This window comes from Streptomyces sp. NPDC005195 (assembly GCF_040608315.1).
GTDB classification, from domain to species: Bacteria; Actinomycetota; Actinomycetes; order Streptomycetales; family Streptomycetaceae; genus Streptomyces; species Streptomyces kaempferi.
This window is the reverse complement of record NZ_JBEXHZ010000026.1, coordinates 54044-78521: the sequence shown is the minus strand read 5'-3', so window position 1 is coordinate 78521 and position 24478 is coordinate 54044. Positions and strand designations below refer to the sequence as shown.

The following is a 24478-nucleotide window of genomic DNA, read 5'->3' as shown; positions in this document are numbered from 1 at the left end:
ACACGTCGGAGCGTCCGCCGTTTCTTGCTTGCTGTAGACCATCTTCCTCTGCCTCTCGTCGGTGGCCCATGCGGGCCGGATCACGGCCCGCGCGGTGCGGCAACATCTGCCCAGCCATCACGTCCGTGAATCACGTCGTCATGATGACTCGGCAGTTCTTCCTGCCGCGACCGTATTTCCGGCGGCCCCGTACCGCCTCCCCCGTTTTCCGTGTCGTGCCTGGTCAGTGCGGTCGGATCAGTGCGCCCCGAACAGTTCGAGCAGTTCTGTCCGGCCGAACATCCGGGCCGTGTCGACGGCCGAGGGGGTGCCCGCGGCCGGATCCGCACCGCTGTCGAGAAGCGCGCGGATGACCGCTTCCTCGCCCTTGAAGACGGCCCCGGCGAGCGGCGTCTGACCCCGGTCGTTGATCCGGTCCGCCTCGGCGCCGCGCTCCAGGAGGGCGCGCACCGCCCCGGCGTGGCCGTGGTACGCGGCGAGCATCACGAGGGAGTCGCCACGGTCGTTGGTGAGGTTCGCCGGAACGCCCGCGTCGACGTACGCCACGAGCGCCTCCGTCTCGCCCCGGCGTGCCAGATCGAAGATCTTGGTCGCCAACTCCACGACCTCGGGGTCGGGGACTTCACTCATCGGCCGGACCACCTCTCACAACGGCGACAACTACAGGAACGACAACGACTGACCCACGGACTGCGGGAGCCTACGACAACCCGCGGAGTGTCATGCGCGGGTTCGTACGACAGCGGGAAGTGCGGCCGTACGGGTGAATCGTCAGCGTACTGGCTCCGACGGCACATGACCGGCCGCCGGCGAGGCAAGGATCACCTCGATTCCACCGGGAGAAACCGGGAGACAACGGCAGTCGACGGACCCGCCGCGTCCCACCGGAACAGCTCAGCCGAACGAGTGAAATCACAAGAAAACGACCCATTTGCACCTTTTATCGTATGGATACATCCTGTGATCCTGGAACAACTCATGGTGACTGTCCCCGCGAACCAGGAGAGCACAAATGATTCTGTCCATGTCAGGCGTCGTCTTGCTCGGCATCATCGTCTTCCTCTTTTTCCGCAAGGACGGACTCAAGGCGTCGCACGCCATGACGTCCGCGCTCTTCGGCTTCTATCTCGCCAGCACGGCCATCGCGCCGAGCATCAAGGCCGGCGGCGAGAGCCTGGCGAGCCTCCTGGGCGGGATCAAGTTCTGACGTCCACGCCCATCGCACGCACCTTCAGGAGACAGCAGTGGCCCGGCGCCCCCTCCCCCGCATCCTCAGCAACGGCAGCGCGCAGATCGCCCGAAGCCGGGAGCTGGCCCGGACGGCAGCCGACAGCGCCACCGACGTTCTCCAGCCGCTGATCACGGTCGCCCGTGGACTGCGCCGCCTGGCGGCTGCCGGGCAGCGTAAATGGGCCGAGACCCCCAAGGACGGGCGCGGCCCGCTGCTGTTCCTGGTGGCCTCGGTGATCCTGGTCGTGGCACTGGTGTCGTACGGACCGCTGCTCGCCGCCATCACCCTGATGGCGGCGGCAGCCTGGTACGGCCGCGACCGCACCCCGCCGGCGCCCACGGGCCCCGACGAGGCTCAGGTCAAACGCCTCCAGTCGCTCTACGAGGCACTCGTCCCGTACTTCTCCGTGGCCGAGGACCCCGCTCCCCTCTACGCCCACGGCGGCGACTGGGAGAAGGCCTTCCCCACCCACGACTTCGACGACGACGGACGCGTCTCCCGCCTCCTCGTCCGCTATCCGGCGTACTTCACGGACGGGGAGGCGACCTCCCGGGCCCTGATCGAACAACTGCTGCAGGCCAAGTCGGGCCGTGGCCGCGAGTACCACTTCGCGTGGGAGCAGGAGGGCAACGAACTCACGGTCACCGTGCTGCCGCCGCTCCCCACCGACATCGCCGCCCAGCGCTTCGTCACCGCGCCCGGTGAGACGGTCCTCGGTTTCACCGACCCGGCCGACGTCCAGCGCACGCTCCCCCTCGGCTTCGGCGAGGCCCAGCGCGACGTCCCGCCGGTCGTCTGGCGCACCGGTGCCCGCTCGACGGAACCGCACCTGCTGGTCGCGGGCGAACCGGGCAGCGGTCTGTCCACGCTCGTACGCTCCATCGCCCTGCAGGCCCTCGAGTACGGTGACGTCGTCATCGTCGACGGCGGCGGCACCGGCGAGTACGCGTGCCTGACCGGCCGGGACGGTGTGCTCGCCGTCGACTCCGGCCTCGCCGGAGCGCTCGCCAGTCTGGAATGGGCGGCGCACGAGACGGAGCGGCGACTGCTCTCCGCGAACCACGCCCGGCAGGCCGGGCATCCGGCCCCGGAGGACATCAAGAACCCGCTCTGGATCCTGCTGGACCGTCCGGGCGCCCTGGGACACCTCGCCGCCGCCGACGGCCACCGGGATCCCCAGGACCTTCTCGAGGTGCCGCTGCGGCACGGGCGCGCGGCGGGCGTCACGGTCGTCGTGGCCGAGCAGTTCGACAGCCTCGGCTCCCTCGGCGAGGCCGTCCGCCAGCACACCCGCGCGCGCGTGGTCCTCGGTTCCGCGACGGCCCCGCAACTGGAGGCCGTGCTCGGGGCCCCGCCGCACACCACTCCGCCCCAGAGCGTGCCGCCCGGCCGCGGATACGCCCGGCTGGGCGCCGGCCCCGTCCTGCGCCTCCAGGTCCCGGCCACCCCCGACCCCTTCGACGACGCGACGAGCGAGACGCAGCGCCGCGCGGTACTGGACCTCCTGCCGGTCCGGACCGCCGCGGCCGACCCGGAGCCGGAACCCGTCAAGGCCGCGGCGGAACCGGCGGCGGCGGAAGGCTGACCCTTCCCCCGGGAAGCGGGCGGGCCGGCCACGCCGACCCGCCCGGACCCGGCCAAGGTCTGTCCCGCCATCCCCGACGGGCGCACGACGACGGCCACGGCGCTCCCCCGAGCTCTTCCAGCAAGGGCCCCACGCCGCGTTGTCGGATCGCCCGAATACACCCGGTACGAGGGCGCCCCTCCGCCTGGCGATACACGGCATCCGACGCCGCGCGCCGATCCACCGGGGATGCGGCACAGCCCTCAGGCCACGAACGTGCGAGGACCCTCGCTCCCCGCACTCGCCCCCGACTCCACCAAGCGCGCCGCCGCGGCCAGCCGCACCGCCGCCTCGTCCGCGACCGCGCCGCCGACCGTGAACGGCAGCCGCACATACCCCTCGAACGCCCCGTCGACCCCGAAGCGCGGCCCGGACGGCACCCGTACGCCCACCCGCTCGCCCACCTCGGCGAGCCGTGACCCCGACAGCCCCCCCGTGCGAACCCAGAGCGTCAGCCCGCCCCTCGGAACGGAGAACTCCCAGTCGGGCAGCTCCCGGCGTACGGCGGTGACGAGCGCGTCCCGGTTCTCGCGTGCCTGCTCCCGCCGGATCGCCACCGCCTGCTCCCAGCCTCCCGTGCTGAACAGCCAGTTCACGGCCAGCTGCTCCAGCACGGGCGTGCCGAGGTCGGCGTACGCGCGCGCGGCGACGAGACTGCGGATGACGTCGGGGGCCGCCCGCACCCAGCCGATCCGCATCCCCGCCCAGAACGCCTTGCTGGCCGACCCGACCGTGATGACCGTGGACCCGGCGGGATCGAAGCCGCACACGGGGCGAGGCATAAACAGCCCGTCCTCCAGGTACAGCTCGCTCATCGTCTCGTCGACCACCAGGACGGTCCCGGCGGAACGGGCCGCGTCCACCAGCCTGCGCCGCTGGTCCTCGTCCGCGAGGGCTCCCGTCGGATTGTGGAAGTCGGCGACGACATAGGCGAGCCGGGGCGCCGCGTCGCGCAGGACCTGCCGCCAGCGGTCCATGTCCCACCCGGCGAGCCCCTCGGCCATGGCGACGGGCACGAGCCGCGCGCCGGCCTCCCGCATCAGCTGGAGGATGTTGGCGTACGAGGGCGACTCGACGGCGATGCGCTCGCCACGCCCGGCGAAGAGATGACAGATGGCGTCGATCGCGCCCATCGCGCCGGTGGTCACCATGACCTGCTCGGGCATGGTCGGAATGCCGCGCCTCGTGTACCCCTCGGCGATCATCGCGCGCAGCGCGGGCAGCCCCGCCGGATAGTCGCCGTGCGTGTGGGCGTACGGGGGCAGTTCCTCCAGGGCACCCTGGACGGCACGGGTGAGCCACGGCTCGGGCGCGGGCAGCGACGCGCAGCCGAGGTCGATCATGGACCCGAGGGCCTCGGGGGGCAGCGGCTCCAGCCCGCGCGCGGGCAGCGGGTTCCCGGCGGGTACGGCGGTCCAGCTGCCGGCTCCCCTGCGCGACTCCAGGAATCCTTCGCCGCGCAGGGCCTCGTAGGCCGCCGCGACCGTCGTACGGCTGACGGACAGGGCCAACGCGAGTTCCCGCTCGGCGGGCAGCCGCGCGGCGACCGGTACCCGGCCCTCCAGCACGAGCAGCCGCACACCGTCGGCGAGCGCGCGATAGGCGGGCGGACGCCGGGTGCCCGGCCCCGGGGGGCGTTCCTGCTGGGAGTTGAGCAGCCGGGCGAGCTGCGCGGCACCCATCGCCGATGTCCACTGCGCCATATTGTCCAGTCCACCTTCCCCGAATTGGCCTTGGATGATGTCCTCCATCAAGCCACAGAATGGCATGAGCCAGACCACTGGCACCACCAAGAGCACCACCACAGGCACCACCCAGGGGGGCACGTCATGTCCACATCCGCCGACTCCGCGCCGGCCGACTCCGCGCCGGCCGACCGCGCACCGGCCGATCCCACCGTCGGCTCCGCGCAACCCGCCTCCCCGCCACCCGGCTCGGCCCCCGCCGCATCCCCACGCGCCCAGCCCGCGCACACCGAGCCCACCCGCCCCGGAACCGGACGGCACCTCCCACGGCGCCTCGTCCAGCTGTACGCCGGCCTCGCGCTGTACGGCGCGAGTTCGGCCCTCCTCGTGGAGGCGGGGCTCGGTCTGGAGCCCTGGAACGTGCTGCACCAAGGGCTGGCCGAGCTGACCGGTCTGACGATCGGTGTGGTGTCGATCTTCGTGGGCGCTGCGGTGCTGCTCCTGTGGATCCCGCTGCGTCAGCGGCCCGGCCTCGGCACGATCTCGAACGTGTTCGTGGTCGGCATCGCGATGGACGGCACGCTCGCCCTGGTACCGGACACGCACGCGCTGGCCGTACGCGTCCCCCTGATGCTGGCGGGCATCGTGCTGAACGGACTCGCGACGGGCCTCTACATCTCCGCCCATTTCGGTCCGGGTCCGCGCGACGGCCTGATGACGGGTCTGCACCGGCGTACGGACCGCTCGATCCGCGTGGTGCGCACGGTCCTCGAAGTCGCCGTGGTCGCGACCGGATTCGCGCTCGGCGGCACCGTCGGCATCGGCACCGTGCTGTACGCCGTCGCGATCGGCCCCCTCGCCCAGCTCTTCCTGCGGGTGTTCGCCGTCCGCCGGGCACCGACCGGCAGCACGGTCGTTGCCACCGGTCAACCGGAGGGCGCGATACTTCCAGGGTGAGCACGCGCATACGCCATCCGTACCTGGACCACCCCGGCCCGATCGCCTTCGCCCACCGCGGCGGGGCGGCGGACGGCCTGGAGAACACCGTCGCCCAGTTCCGGCGGGCGGTGGCGACGGGCTACCGCTACATCGAGACGGACGTGCACGCGACGGCGGACGGCAAGCTCGTCGCCTTCCACGACGCCACCCTCGACCGGGTGACGGACGGCGCGGGCCGCATCGCGGACCTCCCGTGGGAGGACGTGAGCCACGCGCGCGTGGCGGGCGAGGAACCGGTTCCCCTCTTCGAGGAACTCCTCGAGATCTTTCCCCAGGTGCGCTGGAACGTGGACGTCAAGGCGGAGCCCGCCCTCCATCCCCTCCTCAACCTCATCGGCCGCACCGACGCCTGGGACCGCGTCTGCGTCGGCTCCTTCTCCGAGGCGCGCGTCTTCCGCGCCCAGCGCCTGGCGGGGCCGCGCCTGGCCACCTCGTACGGCACCAAGGGCGTCCTGGGGCTGCGGCTGCGGTCGTACGGCATACCGGCCGCGCTGCGCGACTCGGCGATCGCCGCCCAGGTGCCCGAGTCCCAGTCGGGCGTGCCGGTGGTCGACCGGCGCTTCGTGCGCGCCGCCCACGCGCGCGGCCTGCAGGTCCACGTGTGGACGGTGAACGATCCGGATCGCATGCACCGGCTCCTGGACCTGGGAGTCGATGGCATCATGACCGATCACATCGACACGCTGCGCGAGGTCCTCGAGGACCGGGGCACCTGGGTCTAGCCCTCTCGCGCGGTCCGTTCAGGGTTCGTTCAGCCGGAAGCGAGGGGCACGGGTGGGCACCGACACCGTGCGGGCACGGGTGACCGACGAGGTCGCCGAGCGACGCCGTGAGCAACACGGCTGGTACTTCTACGACTGGGCCTGCTCCGTCTACTCGACGAGCGTGCTCACCGTCTTCCTGGGTCCCTATCTCACCGCGGTCGCCAAGCACGCGGCGGACGCGGACGGATTCGTGCACCCTCTGGGGATCCCGATCCGGGCCGGCTCCTTCTTCGCCTACTCGGTCTCCGCCTCCGTCATCCTGTCGATCTTCGTGATGCCGATGGCCGGCGCGGCGGCCGACCGCACGGGCCGCAAGAAGCCGCTGCTCGCCGCCTCCGCGTACCTCGGCGCCGCGGCCACGACGGGCATGTTCTTCCTGGACGGGGACCGCTACCTGCTCGGCGGTCTGCTGCTGGTCGTCGCCAACGCCTCGGTGGCCGTGTCGATGGTCCTCTACAACTCCTACCTGCCGCAGATCGCGCCACCCGAGGAGCGCGACGCGGTCTCGTCCCGCGGCTGGGCCTTCGGCTACGCGGCGGGCTCGCTGGTCCTGATCGCCGATCTCGTGCTGTTCACGGCCCACGACTCGTTCGGCGTCTCCGAGTCGACGGCCGTCCGCATCTGCCTGGCCTCGGCCGGCGTCTGGTGGGGCGCCTTCACGCTCGTGCCGCTCAAGCGGCTGCGCGACCGCCGTACGGCACCCGGCCGGAGGGCGCCGGCGCACGGCTGGCGACAGCTGGCGGCCACCGTGCGTGACATGCGCGGCAAACCGCTCACCCTCTCCTTCCTGTTCGCCTACCTGGTCTACAACGACGGCATCCAGACGGTGATCTCGCAGGCGTCGGTGTACGGGTCCGAGGAACTGGGCCTGAGCCAGTCGACGCTGATCGTCGCCGTGCTGCTGGTGCAGGTGCTCGCGGTCGGAGGCGCACTCGGCATGGGACGGCTGGCACGCGTGTACGGGGCCAAACGGACCATCCTCGGTTCACTCGTCGCCTGGACGGTGACACTCGCGGCCGGGTACTTCCTGCCCGCCGGCGCGCCGGTGTGGTTCTTCGTCCTCGCCGCCGGCATCGGCCTTGTCCTGGGCGGCAGCCAGGCCCTGTCGCGCTCCCTGTTCTCGCACCTCGTACTGGGCGGCAAGGAGGCCGAGTACTTCTCCGCGTACGAGATGAGCGACCGGGGGATGAGCTGGCTGGGCCCGCTTCTGTTCGGTTTGACCTACCAGCTGACGGGAAGTTATCGGGACGCGATCATCTCGCTCGTGGTCTTCTTCGTCATCGGATTCGCCCTGCTCGCGAGGGTTCCGGTGGGGCAGGCGATCCGCGACGCGGGAAATCCCGTACCGGACAGGATTTAGCACCGGAGGCCAAAGGACGGTAGTGTACGCGTTTGGCCTGCCAGGCGTACCGTTACTGCGCGTCAAAGATACTGAAGCGTTGGGTGACATCTACTGTCAGATGTGACAAACCGGGTGCCGGTGGGTACAACAAGGGGCGGCTACGACGGCGACGCATGATCCGGAACGGGAATCTTTACCGCCGACCGGACGTTGACCGGATGACGACGACAGCGACACCTGTCCTGTGGGCGACAAGCCCGGGAGGCACGATTCATGAGTGAGCGAGCTCTTCGCGGCACGCGCCTCGTGGTGACCAGCTACGAGACGGACCGCGGCATCGACCTGGCCCCGCGCCAGGCCGTGGAGTACGCATGCGAGAAGGGGCACCGGTTTGAGATGCCCTTCTCGGTCGAGGCGGAGATTCCGCCGGAGTGGGAGTGCAAGGTCTGCGGGGCCCAGGCACTCCTGGTGGACGGCGACGGCCCTGAGGAAAAGAAGGCCAAGCCCGCGCGTACGCATTGGGACATGCTGATGGAGCGGCGCACCCGAGAGGAACTCGAAGAGGTCCTCGAGGAGCGCCTGGCCGTTCTGCGCTCCGGCGCGATGAACATCGCGGTGCATCCGCGGGACAGCCGCAAGTCCGCGTAGCCCCTCCGGGGGCTGGGTGGCATACACCGCACGCCGAGACCGCGAGCGCCGTACGTTCTCCGTACGGGGCCCGCGGTCTCGTGCGTTTCGCTCCGCGGGTGAGATGGGGCGCGAGGGCCCCGGCATTCACTGCGGGATGCCCGGCGGAACGGGTGGCAAGCCCGGTGTGAGGGTCTACGGAGTCCCCAGCAGAGCGCGACGGTCCCCCACAGAAACCCGGCCGTTCACCCCACGGTGCCCGGCGGAACGGGTGGCGCCCCGGGGTGACGCTGCCCCGGGGTGCGCCGGGTGTCCGGTCGTACCGGAGCGTCTCCTGCCGGAGCCCGGCGCGGTGTCTCGCGGTGAGCGGCGCGGGGTTCGTGGCGGGAGGCCGGTCGGGGCGAACAGTGCTGAACGGCCGCAGGCCACTGTCACCCGGAAGAGTTCACTCTCGAGTGCCGGACGGACACGAGGACGTCCGCCGCCACCCTCAGGAGCGACCGACTGCGCCCGCCGCGCTCGGCCGGCCCGCGCACGCTCCTCCGGGCCGGCGGGACAGCCCGTCAGCCCGTCAGCCCGTCAGTGGCGGGTGCGGTCCCGGGCGGGAGGCCGGGCCGGGTCCCCGGGGGGTGTCGTCCCTGATGACCTCGCCCTGGACCACCTTGCCGTCCGGGCGATGCATGCGGGCCTGCTGGAAGGCGTCACCGACGCTTCCGGGGACGGCCTCGCGGATCCTGCGCTCGATGGCTCGCTCGGCGTACCGGCCCAGGGCCTTCTGGACGGGCGGGATCAGCAGAAGCAGGCCCACGGCGTCCGAGATGAGGCCCGGCAGCATCAGGAGCAGGCCGCCGAGCATCATCAGCCCGTTGCCGTCGCCGCCCCCGCCCGTGGGGGCCGCGCCGCCCTGCTGCTGTTGCAGCGTCTCGCTGAGGTTGCGGAAGGCACGGCGGCCGGCCCGTTTGACGATCACGGAACCGAGTACGAAGCCGGCGACCAGCAGCAGGAGGACCGTGAAGCCGCTCGCCGCACCCGCGACCACGGTCAACAGCCAGATCTCCACCACCAGCCAGACGGCGATGCCGAGCGGCAGAAACGTACGCAGCCGGGATCGGCGCGGCCGGGCGGGGTGCGTGGGAGTCGGTACGCCAGTCGTCATGCACCCAGTGTGCCTGGGCACGGCTCAGTACGGGATAAGCGGATGATCAGCCCCGGCCGCGGGACGGAAGGCGGGTCCCACGGACCTCGGGAACCGGTGGGAAGACCCTATGCGGACGGCCTACGTCCGGTGATCCGGCCGACCCGCTCCCCCACACCCCACGTGGTGACCCGCCACAGGGCCTCCACAAGGATGTCGCGGCTCATCTTGGAGTCACCGAGTTCACGCTCGACGAAGGTGATGGGCACCTCCACGACGTGGTAGCCCGCCTTGACGGCACGCCGGGCCAGGTCCACCTGGAAGCAGTACCCCTGGGACGCGACCTCGCCGAGTCCGAGGCCCTCGAGGGTCTCCCGCCGGAAGGCCCGGTAGCCGCCGGTGACGTCCCGGATGGGGACGTCGAGCATGATCCGGGAGTACATGCTGCCGCCGCGCGAGATGAACTCGCGGGACTTGGGCCAGTTCACCACCCGCCCGCCCGGCACCCAGCGCGAGCCGAGAACGAGGTCCGCGCCCTTCAGCGCGGTGAGCAGCCGGGGCAGCTCCTCCGGCTGGTGCGAGCCGTCCGCGTCCATCTCGACCAGGACGCCGTAGCCGTGCTCCAGGCCCCAGCGGAAGCCGGCGAGATACGCGGCGCCCAGGCCTTCCTTGCCCTTGCGGTGCAGTACCTGGACGTGGTCGTCCTCGGCGGCCAGCTCGTCGGCGAACTTGCCCGTGCCGTCGGGGCTGTTGTCGTCCGCCACCAGGACGTGCGCGTCAGGCACCGAGGCACGCACCCGGCCGACGATCTTCTTGATGTTCTCCGCCTCGTTGTAGGTCGGAATGATCACCAAGGCCGTGCCGAGCGGGCCGAACCGCCTCGCCTGGGCTCCTGCCGCGAGGGTCCCGTCGCCGTCGTTCACTACTGCCCCTTCAAGTCCGTACGCAGGGGTCCACCATAGTGGCCACAGCCTGCACTGACGCGTCGGTGCGTCAGTACATGGGTGTCGATTCGACAAGAGCCGGGTAAGAGCGCCCTTCCCGCGCCGGAGCACCGCGCCTGCGGATGGGGGCCCGGCGCCCTTCGGGCCGACCAGGGACCCGCTGGCTGCGGGTCGACCGAAAGCCGTTGTCTACTGGACGTCCGGGCCCCACCCGGGTCACACCCTGCCGACAGGCGTGAACGTTCCCTCGCCGTGGCGCCGCCGCTGAGCCTGGCTCCCAGTGGCGGTGCGCCGGTGCGGCACACCGCCCCTGACCCAGCGGCGCTCCGGCGACTGTCTGGAAGTTCTCCGGTCGGACGTCCGGTGGTGGACGCGGCCGAACCTACCGGCCCGCTGCGGCCGGCTGTCAACACTCGTCTGAACCGCGGGATTTCCTTCTCCGGCCTGGTCAGCGGGGAAGGATGCGCAGGTCGCGCGACGGGACGGCGGGGGGCGATCACCACCCCGCCGCCCCAGGAGATCACTCGCCCGGCCGTACGAAGACCGTCCGGCCGCCCACGACGGTGCGCCGACAGACGGGCAGGTCGCCGCCGGGGCTCAGGTCCGGCAGTCCGGGGGTGCCGGACCGGGGGTCGGTGGACCAGCGGGCGACCCGGTCGTCGGGGGCCTGCACGACCAGTTCCCCGGTGCCCCACACGGCGTAGTCCGCGGGCGCGCCCGGCACGAGGACACCCGCGTCGTCGCGTCCGATCGCGCGCCATCCGCCCCGCGTGTGCGCCGTGAAGGCGGCGCGCACCGACACCCGGTGCTCCGGGGTGCGATGGAAGGCCGCGGCCCGGAGGGTGCCCCACGGGTCGAGGGGGGTGACCGGACTGTCCGAGCCGAAGGCGAGCGGGACGCCGGTGCGCAGCAGGGCCGCCAGCGGGTTGAGGGTGCGGGCTCGCTCCGCGCCGAGGCGCTGGGCGTACATGCCGTCCTCTCCGCCCCACAGCGCGTCGAAGGCGGGCTGCACGGACGCGGTGAGGCCGAACTCGGCGAAGGAGGCGATCGTCTCCGGCGTCAGCATCTCGGCATGCTCGACACGGTGCCGGGCGGCCCGGACGCGAGCCAGGCCGACCTTCTCCACGGCCGCCCGCACGCCCTCGACGACCGAGGTCACGGCGGCGTCCCCGATGGCGTGGAAGCCCGCCTGGAGGCCCGCCTCGGTGCAGGCGATCACGTGGGCGGCCACGGCGGCGGCGTCGAGGTACGCGGTGCCGGAGTGCCCGGCGTCGGCGTAGGGCTGGTGCAGGCAGGCGGTGTACGAGCCGAGGGAGCCGTCGACGAAGAGGTCGCCGGCGGCGCCGATCGCGCCCAGTTCGCGGGCCTTCGCCACGCCCTCCTCGCCCTGCTCGGCCCAGTAGCCGACGACCCGGGGGCCGCGCTCCTCGGTGGCGAGCCGCAGCAGGCCGGTGAGGTCGTCCTCGGAGGAGATGTCCGGGCCCGCGCACTCGTGCACGGAGCCGATGCCGAGCGAGGCGGCGTGGGCGAGGGCCGCGCGCTGGGCCTCGGTGCGCTGTCGCGCGGTGACGGCGCCGAGGGCGGCGGCGCGGACGGCGTGGTGGGCATCCCGGGTCAGCGGGCCGTCCTGGTATCCGGCGCGTCCGGTGACGCCGGGGACCAGGTCCAGGAGCGCGGTGGTGGCCACGGCGGAGTGCACGTCGATGCGGGAGAGGTAGAGCGGACGGCCGCCGGCGGCCTCGTCGAGCTCGGCGCGCGTCGGGGGGCGGCCGCCGGGCCAGCGGGCCGCGTCCCAGCCGTGGCCGAGCAGGACCCGGTCGGCGGGGCGGGCGGCGGCGAAGTCGCGTACGAGGGCGAGGGCCGCGTCCAGGGAGGGCGCGTCGCTGAGGTCGAGGCCGGTGAGCGCGAGGCCGGTGGCGGTGGTGTGCACATGGGCGTCGGTGAAGGCCGGGGTGACCAGCGCGCCTTCCAGGTCCACGACCTCGGCGACCCCGTCGGCGAAGGCGTCGGCGGCGCCCTCCGAGCCGACCCAGGCGATCTGACCGCGTTCGACGACCATCGCGGTGGCGAAGGGGTCGGCGGGGCTGTGGACTTCTCCACCGCGCAGCAGCACGGTGTCGGACGGGGCGGTGCTCTCACTCATGGGGAACAGTCTCGCGCCTGCCGGGTACCGGTCGTCGCCGGGGTGGGTACTGGTCGTCGCCCGGGTGGGTACTGGTCGTCGCCCGGGTGGGTACCGGGTCGTCGCCCCGGTGGGTCAGATGCGGGGTGGCCGTGCCTCGTACGGTGTCGACAGGACCACCGTCGTCCGGGTCGACACGCCCGCGAGGGTGCGCACCCGGGCCAGCAGCTCCTCCAGTTCGTGCGGGGTCGAGACCCGTACCTTGAGGATGTAGTTCTCGTCACCCGCGACGCTGTGGCAGGCCTCCAGCTCCGGCACGTCCGCGAGGCGTTCCGCGATGTCGTCCGGGGCGCTCGGGTCGAACGGTTTCACCGAGATGAAAGCGGTGATGGGCAGACCCACGGCCTCCGGGTCGACGACCGCCGCGTAGCCGCGGATCACGCCGCGCTGTTCGAGCCGGCGCACCCGCTGGTGCACGGCGGACGTGGAAAGGCCCGTGGCCTTGCCCAGGTCCGTGTAACTCATCCGCCCGTCTGCGACGAGCAGCTGCACGATCTGTCGGTCCAGCTCCTCCATGGCGCAAGAACCTACAGGGCGCCTGATCCCGTCGGATACCTCAGGAGTGCAGGTCATACCCGGTTTGTGATGTGCGGGAGAGCGTGCCGCGGACCGCTCGGGGGGACAAATCCACCGTGCGGGGCATCTGCGGGCGGCTTGTGACGAACGACACAGTGCCATAACCCGGTCCGTGATGTTCTCGTGATTACCACGGAGACGGGACGGGAAATGCTTGCTGTGGTCGAGGTCGCAGCGCCTTGTCGGCCCACCCGAGGGGGAGAAACCCATGCAGAGTCTCAAGCGCCCAGGTCGTACCGCGTTCAAGCGGCAGCAGGCCACCGTCGAACCGGAGCCGGAGGGCGTCGACGCGGACGCCGTCGACGGCGAGGACTTCGACGCCTACGACACCTTCGAGATGGTCCGGGTGATCTGCCCGGACTGCGCGCAGCCCATCGCGCTCCTGGCGGACGAGGAGGTCCTGCCGGAGCACGCGCTGTGTGCCTCGCCGTGGAACCCGTTCGGGCTCACGGTCTGCGCCGGTACGGGCCGCGCCGCGGCGGACGCCCGGTCCGCCGACGAGTCCATGGAGCTTCAGGAGCAGGACACCGCGCTCCTGTTGACGCTCCCTCAGGGCCTCGACTGGCGGACGCAGCCGTTCTCGCACGTCGGCGGACCCAGCTCGCGCCCGATGCGGGTCCCCGAGATGCGGCGTCAGGCCGCCTGAGCCGCGCGAGCGCTCAGCGGCGGGCCTCCGGGCGCTCCCAGTAGCCGCCCTGCACCATGGCCCGCAGGCTGTCGTGGTGCAGGATCAGGGTGTCCGCGTCCGGGGGGACGGCGATCTCGCCGAAGTGCACCTGGCGGTAGGCGATGCGCAGCATGACGACGGCGTGCCGCAGGGCCGCGTACAGCGTGTAGAAGTCCATGTCGCGCGGCGGGTGGCCGGTGAGTTCGGCATAACGTCGCTCCACCCGGTCGCGGCGCAGGAACCCGGGCAGTCCGCGCTGGCCGAAGCTCACCGTGAGGTCCTGGAAGAAGCGGTGCAGATAGACGGTCCAGCCGAGGTCGACCTCACGGGGGGCGGGCGCGGCCATCTCCCAGTCGAGGACGGCCGCGGGTTCGAAGCCGTCGTAGACGACGTTCCCGATGCGCGCGTCGCCCCAGTTGAACACCGTCTCGCCCTCGTCGCGCGGCCACAGTTCGTCGAGCCGGTCGAAGGCGCTCTCGATGAGGGGTGAGCGCGCGCGTCCGTCGACGACCCAGGTGTAGTAGGCGCGTTGGGCCGCGACGTGCCGGCGCAGGGGGCTGCCGTCGCCGGGAAGAGCGAGGAACTCCGCTGCGGCGATGGGCACTTGGTCGTGGAGCCGGGCGAGCAGCGCGACCGAGGCGGCTTCCAGTCGCGCCCGCTCCCGGTCGCTCGCCGCGTGCAGCCAGTTCCCTTCGTACGTATAGGGCATGACGTCGGGCGGTACGCGCCCCTCGACCCGTTCCATGACGAAGAAGGGCGCGCCGAGCGGTCCGGGGTCCTCCTCCAGCCACAGCACCCGGGGCACGGGGAGGTCGGTGTGCTCGGCGACCAGCCGCATCGTGCGGTACTGCCGGGGCAGGTCGTACACGGGGAAGACGGTGTACGCCGCCGGATCCGCCGCCAGTCTCAACACGCAGCCCACCAGGGGTGGTTCGGGGTGATCGATGTCGAACAGCAGGGTTTCGCTGGACATGCCGTTGGACGCGGGGACGGTGACGCGCACCGCCCTGGCGCCGGGGAGGCGTGCGCCGAGCCAGGCGGTCAGTCGCCGGGCGAGTTCGTCCCGGTCGCGGGTGGTCGTGCGCGGGCGGGGTGCCGTGGCCATGTCCACTCCCTTCGGGGCGCGTCCGGGGCTCAGGGCGCGACCGAGTCGAATCCGGTGAAGCCGCTCGGGTCGTGCCGGCCGAACGAGCCGTGTTCGAAGATCCCGTGTCCGACCTGCCCGTCGAGCGTGCAGCGGGCGACGTGGTCGACGACCCCGTACGCGGCGCGCGGATGCGCGGCCGGGTCGGAGAGGTCGTAGGTGCGGCGGTCGGTCCAGCCGCGCCCGTGCCAGGTGCCGTGCTGCCAGTCGTCGGCGGGCGGATAGCCCGCCCCCACGGCGAGCGGCGAGGAGGTGAGTATCTCGACGTCCAGCCGCAGCGGCGCCCGGTCCCGCGGCCGGGTGAGGTGGATGACGGCGGAGGTGGGCCGGCGGGTGCCGGTCCGGTAGGTGATGTCGGCCTGGGGCCAGCCGAGTTGGAGGTCGCGCGCGCCGTCGCGTACGAGCGTCGCGTCATTCAGCGTCCGATGGCCGTCGGCGTCCTCCTGGACGACGACCATCAGGAAGCGGTCCTCGAACCGGACCGGGCACCACACCCAGTGGAAGCCCTCCGCCGGATTCTCCTCCGCGAACCTGCCGCCCTCCTCGCCCGGGACCGGGCGCACGCCCCAGCTGCGGTCGCGGGTGCCGGTCCACCGGCCCGGGGACAGGAGGATCTCCTCACCGCCGTGCCGGATCCAGCCCTCGCAGTGGCCCGCCTGCACGAAGCGCCTCCCCTCCAGGGTGAGCCGGCCGCCGCGCCGCTGGAGGTGGTGCGGTTCCCAGAGCGCGGGGAAGTCCGCCGTCCAGGTGATCTCGTACGACAGCCCGTCAGGGTCGTCGGGATCGGCCGCGCAGGTCAGCACGAACTCCTTCAGGGGACGCTCGACGCGGATCCGGAGCGGGCCGACGGCCAGTTCCGTCCGGTCCTCCCCGAGCGCGTCCGACGCCCGCACCGCGTGCAGGAGGTCACCCCGTCGCAGGGTGGCGTACGCGTCGATCACCCCGAGGTTCGGATAGACACCGAGTCCCAGGATGAGCAACGCCCGTCCCTGGTGGTCGAAGACGTGGAAGATGCAGCGGTCGTAGGCGTTCCGGTCGCCGGTCGCGACGTGCTTCATGGACAGGGGCACCTGGTGCACGGGGTACTCGTCGAGGGCGACGGGGCGGTCGTCGGACATGTCAGGCCTCCCTGGGGGCACGGCAGTCGACCTCCGGACGGAGGCGCGCGCCCCCGGGCGGAGCAATTGACGGTACGTCAGATGAGGCGTCGGGGCCAGATGCCGTGGCCCGGGCCGGACACCCCCGCCGACAGGCCGCGGTCCTCGCGCCGACCGTCCGCGGCACCCCGTACGAGCCGGTCGCGAACTCACGCCCGATTGCGGGGGCCGGTGACCTGTCCGGCCACCAGCGCGTTGCCCCGGCATGACCCCCACCTCTACGGCGACCGGGCATGGACGCCAGGTCTTCACTCCCGTGCCGGCAGAATCGGTTCGGCAGGTCCCGCCGCCCCCACCGGTCCCGGATCCCCCCATCTACCACGCCCTGCTCCGCACCTGGGCCGATCGTGGCCGCACGCTGCCGGGGCTGCACGACCCGGAGTGGGTCCGGCTGGCGACGCCTCCGGCCGGCCCGTACCAGTTCGGCGCGGGCCGGGATCCGCGAGATGACGGGCGATGACCGTGCGCCGGATCCGATGGGCCCTCGACGATCGGCAGCCCCTTGTCCTCACGCGGACAGTGCGCGGCCGGACCCACCGAGCGCCTGGACGGCTTTCGTGGTGACCCGCACGGCGCCGTCCGAACGCCTGACGTACCGGAACCGGCGGGGTCCGGGCGGCACGTGCTCCCGGGAACTTCGCGGCGACGCCCGGAACGGTGAGCCGACCGAGTCGTTCAACTGGCCGCCCGCGTAAGACACTCGGGGAGGAAGCCACCGGCCTCCGCCCCTGTGTTCAGGAGTCCCGACGGGCGGACTGCGGGGCCTGGTAGGAGGGGTCGATCTCCTCGACCGCCCGCATCGCGCCGCCCAGCGTCTTCACCAGCAGCTCGCGCATGGTGTCCCGGGGCAGGGTCGGATGGCCGATCCAGTCGAGGGTCGCGCCCTCGACGCTGTAGAGCCAGGCGAGCAGCGCCATCCGGGGGAGCGGCGCGATCTTGCGCCTGCCGTAGGCCCCTTCGGCGATGGTCTCGACGATCACCTCGCGCACGCCCTCGCGGATGGCCTGCACCTCGGTGTCGAAGCCGACCCCGCCCGTGATGATCGTGCGGAACGAGGCCTGGTTGTGCTCCGCGTAGCGGAGATAGCCGTCGATGGTGCGGTGCACCCGCTCCGCCGGGGGCAGTTCGAGGCCGCCCGCCGCCCGGGAGACCAGGTCCGCGACGGAGTCCTCGACGATCGCGAGGTAGTAGCCGCGCTTGGACTTGAAGTAGTAGTAGATCAGCCCTTTGGCGACGTGCGCCTGCCGCGCGATGTCGTCCATCGACAGTGCGTCGTAGGACGTGTCCGCGAACAACTTCCGCCCGATGGCGATCAGTTCGGTACGGCGCGCCAGCGAACGATCGGTGACGCGCGCCCGGGGGCGGTCGACAGCACGCTGTTGACTATGATTCAATTCCGGCCCTAGCCTCCGACTGCCAGCGGGACGTTGGCAGTATGACAGAACGATGCCACCTGCTCGTTCGACTCGGATCTACTGGCCGAACCCGCTTACGGCGGGGCGCCGGATCAGTCAGCTCACAGCAGGCCGAGCTGCGTGACGAGCATCGCCAGGACCACGACAAAGATCCAGCCCACGACGTGTTCGAGGATCTTGGGGCCGTCGTCCTTGGGGCCGCCGGTGCGGGCGCGGACACGGGGGTCGGTGGCGGAGGTCGCGGTCATGGCTTCTCGCAGACGTAGGGGTGCGGTCGGGTCCCCGCCCCTCGCCGGCTCCCCACCGACCCGACCACCTTGCCACCGGAACGGGTTCCAGCGGTAGAGACCTTGGTCACCCCTCGCCACTCCGGACACTTCGACCACGGTCGAATCGCTCCGATTTCCGCAACGGTGTGCCAGAGGTGTGGGTCTCCTCACAGGACAGTGGTCAGCCAACCGAAAGGTCCTCGATGAGCACGTTCCGGACGCCTCGCCGCAGAGCCCGCCTCGCTCTGGCGGCCGCGATCACGGTGGCAGCCGCCCTCACGGGTCCGGTCTCCCAGGCCGCGACCTCCTCGTCCGCCGCCCCCTCCCCCTCCGCCACACCCTCCCCAGGTGCCGCGGGCCTCGGCGACCCGCTCTTCCCGCTCGACGGCAACGGCGGATACCGGGTCGGCCGGTATCTCCTCGACTTCGACTGGCGGGCACCCGGGACTCCCTTCGAGGCGGCCACGACGGTCAGGGCGACCGCCACCCAGGCCCTGTCCCGCTTCGACCTGGACTTCGCGGGCAACACCCTGCACACGGTGACCGTGAACGGGAGGACGGCCACGGCCGTGCGTGACGGCGACGAGCTGGTGATCACCCCGGCCGAGCCGCTCGCGCAGGGCAAACCGTTCACGGTCAAGGTCACGTACACCGCCGATCCGACCCAGCTGCGCCACCGCGACGACGCCATCGAGGACTACGGCTGGATTCCCACACCCGACGGAACAGTGCTCTATCCGCAGCCCGACGGCGCCAAGATGATCTTCCCTTCGAACGACCACCCGAGTCAGCGCGCCCCGATCACCTTCCACATCACCACCCCGCCCGGTCTGACCGCCGTGGCCAACGGGAAGCTCACCGGCCGCACCGAACAGGCGGACGGGCGCGTGCGGTGGACGTACGACTCCGGACACCCGCTCGCGACCCAGCTCGCGCAGCTCGCGATCGGCAGGTTCACCTTCGTCGACAGCACCGGCCCGCACGGGCTGCCCCTGCGCGACGTGGTCCCGGACGGTCTGGTCGCGGCCACCGAGCAGTACCGCGAGCTCACCGCGGACCACATCGCGTGGCTGGAGGAGCGGCTCGGCCCCTACCCCTTCGACCGGTACGGCCTGCTCGTCGGCGACACCGACCTGGGGGTCGCCCTGGAGACCCAGACGCTCTCCCTGATCCCGAAGGCCGACCTGCTCGGCGACCGGGTGAGCGCCGAACGCAACCTGGTGCACGAGCTCACCCACCAGTGGACCGGCGACAGCGTCGGCATCAGGACCTGGTCCGATCTGTGGCTGAGCGAGGGACACGCCCGCTTCTACGAACGCCTGTACTCGGAGGCGCACGGCGGCGACAGCTTCGAGACCACGATGAGGACGGCCTACGCCGCCCACGACCAGTGGCGCCACGACTACGGCGCCCCGGCCGAGCCGACCGAACCGAACCTCTTCAAGCGGATGCGGTACGACGGCTCGGCCCTCGTCCTGTACGCCCTGCGCGAGAAGGTCGGCCAGACGGTCTTCGGGAAGATCGAGCGGGCCTGGGCCACCCAGTACCGCGGAAGGACCGCCGGTACGCGGGACTACATCGGCCTGGCCTCGAAGATCGCGGGCCAGGACCTGGACGGATTCCTGCACCCATGGCTGTACGGCGCGAAGACCCCGCCGATGCCGAACCACCCGGACTGGGTGGTCGACCCGGTCCAGGGCTGAACCGGGGGGGGGCGGCCCGCTTCAGGGGCCGCCCCCTTCTCACCGGACGCCGACCGCCGCGAGCGCCTGGCGCTGCCGCTTCGTCGGCTGCGCGGGGAAGTACAGGTAGCAGACGCCACCGGTACCGGAGACGACGTTCCCTGAGGCGTTGTACCGCTTGGTGCGCAGCCAGATCGTCCCCCACTCGGACCGCCGGTAGACGCGGCGCACCGCGGCGTCGCCGGGCGAGGCCGGGTCGTTGGCGATCACGTCGCCGTCCGCGGTGAAGCCGACGACGGTCATGAGATGACCCGAGGTGCCGTAACCCGCCCCGGTCAGCTCCGACTTGAGGAAGGACTGGGACGTTATGGCCGGGATGCCGGCCGCGATCAGGGTCTCCAGGTCGGCGAGCGAGCCGAGGCGCGTCACCACACCCTGCAGATCCTTGTACGTCGCCGCGTAGGCGGCGTTGAAGGGCCAGTTGCCACAGCCGTCGTACTGGTAGTCGTAGGTGTAGCGGGCCGCGTGGCACACCTGTGGATCGGCCAGGCCCGGGGCGACCCAGGCCAGTTGTTCCGCCGTCGGCCCGCGCCCCCAGTACTCGATGATCATCTGCGAGGAGGTGGGGCTGCACCAGGCCTCGCCGCCGTTGTCGTACTCGGGGTACTGGCCGGCGTGGATCTCCTGCGAGTAGCGCGGCACCGTCAGCTCACGGGCATGTCCCGGTACGGAGGCCGGGACGGTGAAGCGGTCGGGGATGTCGGAGCCCATCGCGCCGAGCCGCCACACGGTGGGCGTGGCCCCGGAACCCGGGGCGCGGTACAGCGTCAGGCGCAACCGGTACGAGACGAGCCGCAGGCCCGAGGCCGCGTCGTCGATGGCGAAGGTGTCGGTCCAGACACTGCTTCTGCCGTCCTTCTGGCCGTCGACGGAGGTCCGCCTGATGTCCTGGTCACCGGACGCCCAGCGTCCCATCACGTACCAGGGCGTGGCGGTGCCGTCGGAATAGGTGCCGGTGAGCTCGACCTGGAGCCAGGTGCCCGCGGGGGTGCGCGCGTTCCAGGAGGCGATGGCCTCGGTGGCGGGGACGGTGAGCCGGTGGACCGGGGAGGTCCAGGTCGCGTACTCCCAGGTGGCCGTCCTGCCGGTGTGCGGATCCGTGTACGCGGTGGTGCCGGCCGCGGAGGCGATCACGAGACCCGGCCGGGTGCCCGACACGGCCCGCGTGCCCTTCGCGGTACCGGAGCGCCAGTCCGCGTACGAGACCCAGGCGCGGTTGTCCACGGCGCGCGCGGGCGCGTGCCCCCTGCGTGCCTCCCGGGAGCGTGCTTCCACCGCCTCGGCCGGAGTGGCCGCGGCACCGGTCGCCGCCGCGGCCACCGCCGCGGCCAGAAGGGTTCTGCGGGACGGCTCTGAAGCTCTGGTCATGGGTGGGTGACCCCCGTTCGTCCGGAAGCGGCAATTCCCAACTATGGACGGGGTGAGGAGATTTCTGCCAGCACTTCGGCCCGTGCCACGCCCACCAATATTGGTCGGTACCACTGGCGTGACCTGCGAGGCCGACAAACGATCCGGCGCCGGTCATGCCGAATGGCCGGGAATCGGCCCCATCGACGCGGATTTCCGGCGCTTTTCCTGAGCGGCCTTCAAGACTTTCCCCACGGCTCCCCTCGTCTTTTTCCGCCTGTTCTCCGCCTCTTCCACGCCTGTCCCCCGAGTTTTCCGAAAACCGCTCCCGTGCGCCTTCTCGACACGTTTTCCCGCCCACCGATCCGGAAGATATGGACCCGACCTAAAATGAACCGGATATACCCGCACACACCTCACCAGACCCCGGGACCCCCCATTCACGAGCTCGCCTCCCACCTGCGCCGGCTGCCCCCCTCCGCCGGCCCCGTCCGCCTGATCGGCGTCGACGGACACGCGGGCTCCGGGAAGACCACGTTCACCGGACGGCTGGCCGCCGCACTGGGTGGCGCGCCCGTCCTGCACCTCGATGACATCGCCACGCACGAGGAGCTCTTCACCTGGCCGGCACGCCTGCTGGACCAGGTGATCGAGCCGCTGGGCCGGGGCGCGGCGGCGCGCTACGCCCCGTACGACTGGACGGCCAGGGCCTTCGGGCCGGTGTGTGAACTGTCGCCCGCGCCCGTGGTCCTCCTGGAGGGCGTCGGCGCCGGACGCCGCGCGCTGCGCCCGCATCTCGCGCGGCTGCTGTGGATGGAGCTGCCTCGCGACGAGGCCTGGACGCGCGGGCGCCGGCGGGACGGAGACGCGCAGAGCGCGTTCTGGGCCGAATGGGTCGCCGCCGAACGTCGGCATTTCGCCGAGGATCCCTCAAGGCCCTTCGCGGATCTTCTGGTGCGGCAGTGTTCCGAGGGATACGAGGTGTTTTCGGGGCCTGCCGGGACTCTTGGACCGGACCAGTTCCTCACGCACGGTGACGGACCATCCGCAATGTGCTGAACTCGTGAAGACCCTTGCGGGAGAAGTTCCGCCAGTGCTTCAACTCGGCTTGACCGGGGGGCCGTACAGGACTTACGTTCTGAATGTGCGGCCCCCCGGGGTCGCCCCGCAGACGCGAAGCCCCCGGTTGTTCCCCCGTGATCGGGGGCTTCGTTCTGCCCACACCCTTTCTTTTCGGGCGCCGCGCGCCGCGATTCGCTCACCCTGGGTCACCGGGTGAAGTGCGCCCCATCTGCTCCCACCTCGTGCAACGGTGCTGTCGGCACCCTTCGGCAGGCCCATGCGGCGCAGGTACCATGCCTCTCGGTGCGACCTTCGGACGGCTTGCTCTGCGCACCGGTGCAACTCCCGTCCGCGGCACAGCGGTTCGACCAAGCTGCCGACGGGCACCGGCCCGCTCGGAGAACCATCGGGGGCACGGTTTGTGGGGGACGTGATGGACTTCGGCACGCAGGGCCCGGAGGCCCCGGCCGACCTCGCCTGGATGCGAGGTGTGGACGCCTACACGATGGGCGCCTATCCGCAGGCGGAGGAGGAGTTCCGCACCGCGGTCCGGATGGACCCCGGTATGGCGGACGGCTGGCTCGGACTGCACGCGCTGCGCGTGGACACGACGACCGCGCTGCTGCGCATGTTCCGGCACCGGGACCGCTTCGGCGAACAGCGCTCCCGGCACCGACGCACCCTGAACTCCTGGTACTGGCTGGGCTGGTGGGTGCAACCGGTGCTCGAGAGCCCGCGCGATCTGCTGCTCGCCCACGCCTCGCACTGGCTGGACGGCCGCCATGTCCCCGAACTGGACCGGGCGTTGGCCGGGCTGCCGCCGGTGGACGCGGATCCCCAGGTGCGCTTTCTGCATGCCTGCCGGGCCTATCTCGTCAAGGACTGGGAGCAGTTGGTCCGGCACACGGACCCGCTGACCGACGATCCGATGCTGGGCATAGAGGCCGGTCTCTTCGGCGGCATGGCCCGGGTCCGTCTGGAGATGTTCGGGCACGCGGAGCCGCTGCTGTCGTCGGCGCTGATGCGCTGCCGCAGCGAACAACCGCAGCGCAAGGAGCTGCGGTACTGGCTGGCCCGGGCACACGAGGGCACCGGCCGGTCGGCCGCAGCGCTGCCGCTGTACCGGGCCGTACACCGTGTCGACCCCGCCTTCATGGACACCTCCGCGCGGCTCGCCGCGATCTCCGAGGGCGACGGGTACGACGATGCCGCCGCCGACCTGGCGGCGATCACGCTCACCGGGATCGGGCAGGACGTGATGGACGGCCCGGACGGCTTGGATCCGCTGTGGGGAGGGGAGGGCCGGGACCTCCGGCTCCCCGAGGCGGACCCGCTGCCGCCCGGCGCGGTGTCCCCGGAGACCGACCTGGTGCGGGAGAAGGCCGTGGTGCCGGTCAGGCCGCTGCCCGCCGGTCCGACCGACCCGGCCCTGCTCGATGAGGCGCTCGCCGAGCTGGAGCGCATGGTCGGCCTTGAGCCCGTGAAACGCCAGGTCAAGGCGCTGTCGGCGCAGTTGAACATGGCGCGGCTGCGGACCGGGCAGGGGCTGCCGGTCCAGCCGCCGAAGCGGCACTTCGTCTTCTCCGGTCCCTCGGGCACCGGCAAGACCACCGTGGCCCGCATTCTCGGCCGGGTCTTCTACGCGCTCGGTCTGCTCGGCGGCGACCACCTCGTGGAGGCGCAGCGGGCGGACCTGGTGGGCGAGTATCTGGGCCAGACCGCCGTCAAGGCCAATGAGCTGATCGACTCCGCGATCGGCGGGGTTCTCTTCGTGGACGAGGCGTACTCGCTGTCCAACTCGGGATACGGCAAGGGCGACGCGTACGGCGACGAGGCCCTGCAGGTGCTCTTGAAGCGGGCCGAGGACAACCGCGACCACCTGGTCGTCATCCTCGCCGGCTACCCGGAGGGCATGGACCGTCTGCTCGCCGCCAACCCCGGGCTGTCCTCGCGCTTCACCACCCGCGTCGACTTCCCGTCCTACCGCCCCCTGGAACTCACCTCCATCGGCGAGGTACTGGCCGCGGAGAACGGTGACATCTGGGACGAGGAGGCGCTGGACGAGCTGCGCTCGATCGCCGGGCACGTCGTCGACCAGGGGTGGATCGACGAGCTCGGCAACGGGCGGTTCCTGCGAACGCTGTACGAGAAGAGCTGCGCGTACCGGGATCTGCGGCTGTCGGGGTATCCGAACACGCCGTCGCGGGACGACCTGTCCACGCTGCGGCTGCCGGATCTCATGCAGGCGTACGGGGAGGTGTTGTCGGGGCGGGGGCCCCAGGACCCCTCGGCCCTGTGAACCCGGCTTTCGCCCCCGCGACCCCCGCCGCCCCTGCCCGGCCCGTCCTGTACCTGGGGCTCCGTCCCGGACCCCGCCAAGGGGCTGCCGCCGCCTGGCCCCCGCTTTCACCCGAAGGGCTCGCCCTCGAACGCCGGACGGGCTGAAGACATGCCCCCGGGCGTCAGCCTTGAAGGGGCCCCCACAACTTCAGCGCGCGCCCGCACAGCCAGCCCGTCCGGCGCTTGAGGACAAGAACCTCGAGGACAAGACCCTTGAGGCCGAAGC

21 protein-coding genes are annotated in these 24478 nt (G+C 71.6%); 10 read left to right on the top strand and 11 right to left on the bottom strand.

Annotated elements, in window-relative coordinates; translation table 11 throughout:
• Window positions 1-237: 237 nt before the first annotated feature.
• On the bottom strand, window positions 238-630 hold the full coding sequence (locus ABZV34_RS24540; RefSeq protein WP_153291738.1) for an ankyrin repeat domain-containing protein: 393 nt from the start codon (window positions 628-630) through the stop codon (window positions 238-240).
• A gap of 382 nt (window positions 631-1012) precedes the next feature.
• Here ABZV34_RS24540 and ABZV34_RS24535 point away from each other — a divergent pair, with 382 nt between their 5' ends.
• Together ABZV34_RS24535 and ABZV34_RS24530 are read left to right on the top strand one after the other, a co-directional pair.
• Entirely contained in the window at window positions 1013-1207 is a 195-nt protein-coding gene (locus ABZV34_RS24535) for a hypothetical protein (RefSeq protein WP_168527119.1), read from the top strand.
• Window positions 1208-1244: 37 nt separating this feature from the next.
• Window positions 1245-2816, top strand: coding sequence for a hypothetical protein (locus ABZV34_RS24530; RefSeq protein WP_356280461.1), 1572 nt, complete (start codon window positions 1245-1247; stop codon window positions 2814-2816).
• Between the two features lie 242 nt (window positions 2817-3058).
• Here ABZV34_RS24530 and ABZV34_RS24525 read toward each other — a convergent pair whose 3' ends face one another.
• A complete protein-coding gene (locus tag ABZV34_RS24525) occupies window positions 3059-4558 on the bottom strand; it encodes a PLP-dependent aminotransferase family protein (RefSeq protein WP_356280458.1) in 1500 nt (499 codons plus the stop codon).
• A gap of 126 nt (window positions 4559-4684) precedes the next feature.
• On the opposite strand from ABZV34_RS24525, the gene ABZV34_RS24520 reads away from it, so the two are divergent.
• From ABZV34_RS24520 to ABZV34_RS24505, 4 genes are all read left to right on the top strand, one after another.
• Window positions 4685-5497: a hypothetical protein gene (locus ABZV34_RS24520; RefSeq protein WP_356280455.1), complete on the top strand. Its 813-nt coding sequence runs from the start codon at window positions 4685-4687 to the stop codon at window positions 5495-5497.
• Entirely contained in the window at window positions 5494-6261 is a 768-nt protein-coding gene (locus ABZV34_RS24515; RefSeq protein ID WP_356280452.1) for a glycerophosphodiester phosphodiesterase, read from the top strand. The genes ABZV34_RS24520 and ABZV34_RS24515 overlap by 4 nt, the downstream gene beginning before the upstream one ends.
• A gap of 52 nt (window positions 6262-6313) precedes the next feature.
• Entirely contained in the window at window positions 6314-7663 is a 1350-nt protein-coding gene (locus ABZV34_RS24510) for an MFS transporter (RefSeq protein WP_356280449.1), read from the top strand.
• Window positions 7664-7918: 255 nt separating this feature from the next.
• Window positions 7919-8293: an RNA polymerase-binding protein RbpA gene (locus ABZV34_RS24505; RefSeq protein WP_003977404.1), complete on the top strand. Its 375-nt coding sequence runs from the start codon at window positions 7919-7921 to the stop codon at window positions 8291-8293.
• 550 nt (window positions 8294-8843) lie between these two features.
• Here ABZV34_RS24505 and fxsA read toward each other — a convergent pair.
• From fxsA to ABZV34_RS24485, 4 genes are all read right to left on the bottom strand, one after another.
• Window positions 8844-9428, bottom strand: a complete 585-nt coding sequence (fxsA, locus tag ABZV34_RS24500) for an FxsA family membrane protein (protein ID WP_356280446.1) — start codon at window positions 9426-9428, stop codon at window positions 8844-8846.
• Window positions 9429-9535: 107 nt separating this feature from the next.
• Entirely contained in the window at window positions 9536-10330 is a 795-nt protein-coding gene (locus tag ABZV34_RS24495) for a polyprenol monophosphomannose synthase (protein WP_356280443.1), read from the bottom strand.
• A gap of 541 nt (window positions 10331-10871) precedes the next feature.
• Window positions 10872-12494, bottom strand: a complete 1623-nt coding sequence (locus ABZV34_RS24490) for an amidohydrolase (RefSeq protein ID WP_356280440.1) — start codon at window positions 12492-12494, stop codon at window positions 10872-10874.
• Between the two features lie 114 nt (window positions 12495-12608).
• Window positions 12609-13049, bottom strand: a complete 441-nt coding sequence (locus ABZV34_RS24485; protein WP_356280438.1) for an Lrp/AsnC family transcriptional regulator — start codon at window positions 13047-13049, stop codon at window positions 12609-12611.
• A gap of 268 nt (window positions 13050-13317) precedes the next feature.
• Between ABZV34_RS24485 and ABZV34_RS24480 the strand changes: the two genes are divergently transcribed.
• Window positions 13318-13755: a hypothetical protein gene (locus ABZV34_RS24480; protein WP_356280435.1), complete on the top strand. Its 438-nt coding sequence runs from the start codon at window positions 13318-13320 to the stop codon at window positions 13753-13755.
• Between the two features lie 13 nt (window positions 13756-13768).
• Here the strand turns inward: ABZV34_RS24480 and ABZV34_RS24475 are convergent, their stop codons facing one another.
• The 4 genes from ABZV34_RS24475 to ABZV34_RS24460 all read right to left on the bottom strand — a co-directional run bounded on the left by ABZV34_RS24475 (window position 13769) and on the right by ABZV34_RS24460 (window position 17740).
• A complete protein-coding gene (locus tag ABZV34_RS24475; RefSeq protein ID WP_356280432.1) occupies window positions 13769-14881 on the bottom strand; it encodes a phosphotransferase family protein in 1113 nt (370 codons plus the stop codon).
• 29 nt (window positions 14882-14910) lie between these two features.
• On the bottom strand, window positions 14911-16038 hold the full coding sequence (locus tag ABZV34_RS24470; protein WP_356280429.1) for a hypothetical protein: 1128 nt from the start codon (window positions 16036-16038) through the stop codon (window positions 14911-14913).
• Between the two features lie 773 nt (window positions 16039-16811).
• Window positions 16812-17471: a TetR/AcrR family transcriptional regulator gene (locus ABZV34_RS24465; RefSeq protein WP_356280426.1), complete on the bottom strand. Its 660-nt coding sequence runs from the start codon at window positions 17469-17471 to the stop codon at window positions 16812-16814.
• A 122-nt stretch (window positions 17472-17593) separates the two neighbouring features.
• Window positions 17594-17740, bottom strand: a complete 147-nt coding sequence (locus ABZV34_RS24460) for an SCO1431 family membrane protein (RefSeq protein ID WP_168527128.1) — start codon at window positions 17738-17740, stop codon at window positions 17594-17596.
• A gap of 224 nt (window positions 17741-17964) precedes the next feature.
• Here ABZV34_RS24460 and ABZV34_RS24455 point away from each other — a divergent pair, with 224 nt between their 5' ends.
• Entirely contained in the window at window positions 17965-19464 is a 1500-nt protein-coding gene (locus tag ABZV34_RS24455; protein WP_356280423.1) for a M1 family metallopeptidase, read from the top strand.
• 39 nt (window positions 19465-19503) lie between these two features.
• Here ABZV34_RS24455 and ABZV34_RS24450 read toward each other — a convergent pair whose 3' ends face one another.
• Window positions 19504-20871, bottom strand: coding sequence for a peptidase C39 family protein (locus ABZV34_RS24450; protein ID WP_356280420.1), 1368 nt, complete (start codon window positions 20869-20871; stop codon window positions 19504-19506).
• A 369-nt stretch (window positions 20872-21240) separates the two neighbouring features.
• Here ABZV34_RS24450 and ABZV34_RS24445 point away from each other — a divergent pair, with 369 nt between their 5' ends.
• Window positions 21241-21909, top strand: a complete 669-nt coding sequence (locus tag ABZV34_RS24445; protein WP_356280417.1) for a hypothetical protein — start codon at window positions 21241-21243, stop codon at window positions 21907-21909.
• Between the two features lie 436 nt (window positions 21910-22345).
• Window positions 22346-24211 carry an AAA family ATPase gene (locus tag ABZV34_RS24440; protein ID WP_356280415.1) on the top strand — a complete coding sequence of 622 codons (1866 nt, stop codon included), beginning with the start codon at window positions 22346-22348 and terminating at the stop codon, window positions 24209-24211.
• The last annotated feature ends 267 nt before the right edge of the window (window positions 24212-24478 follow it).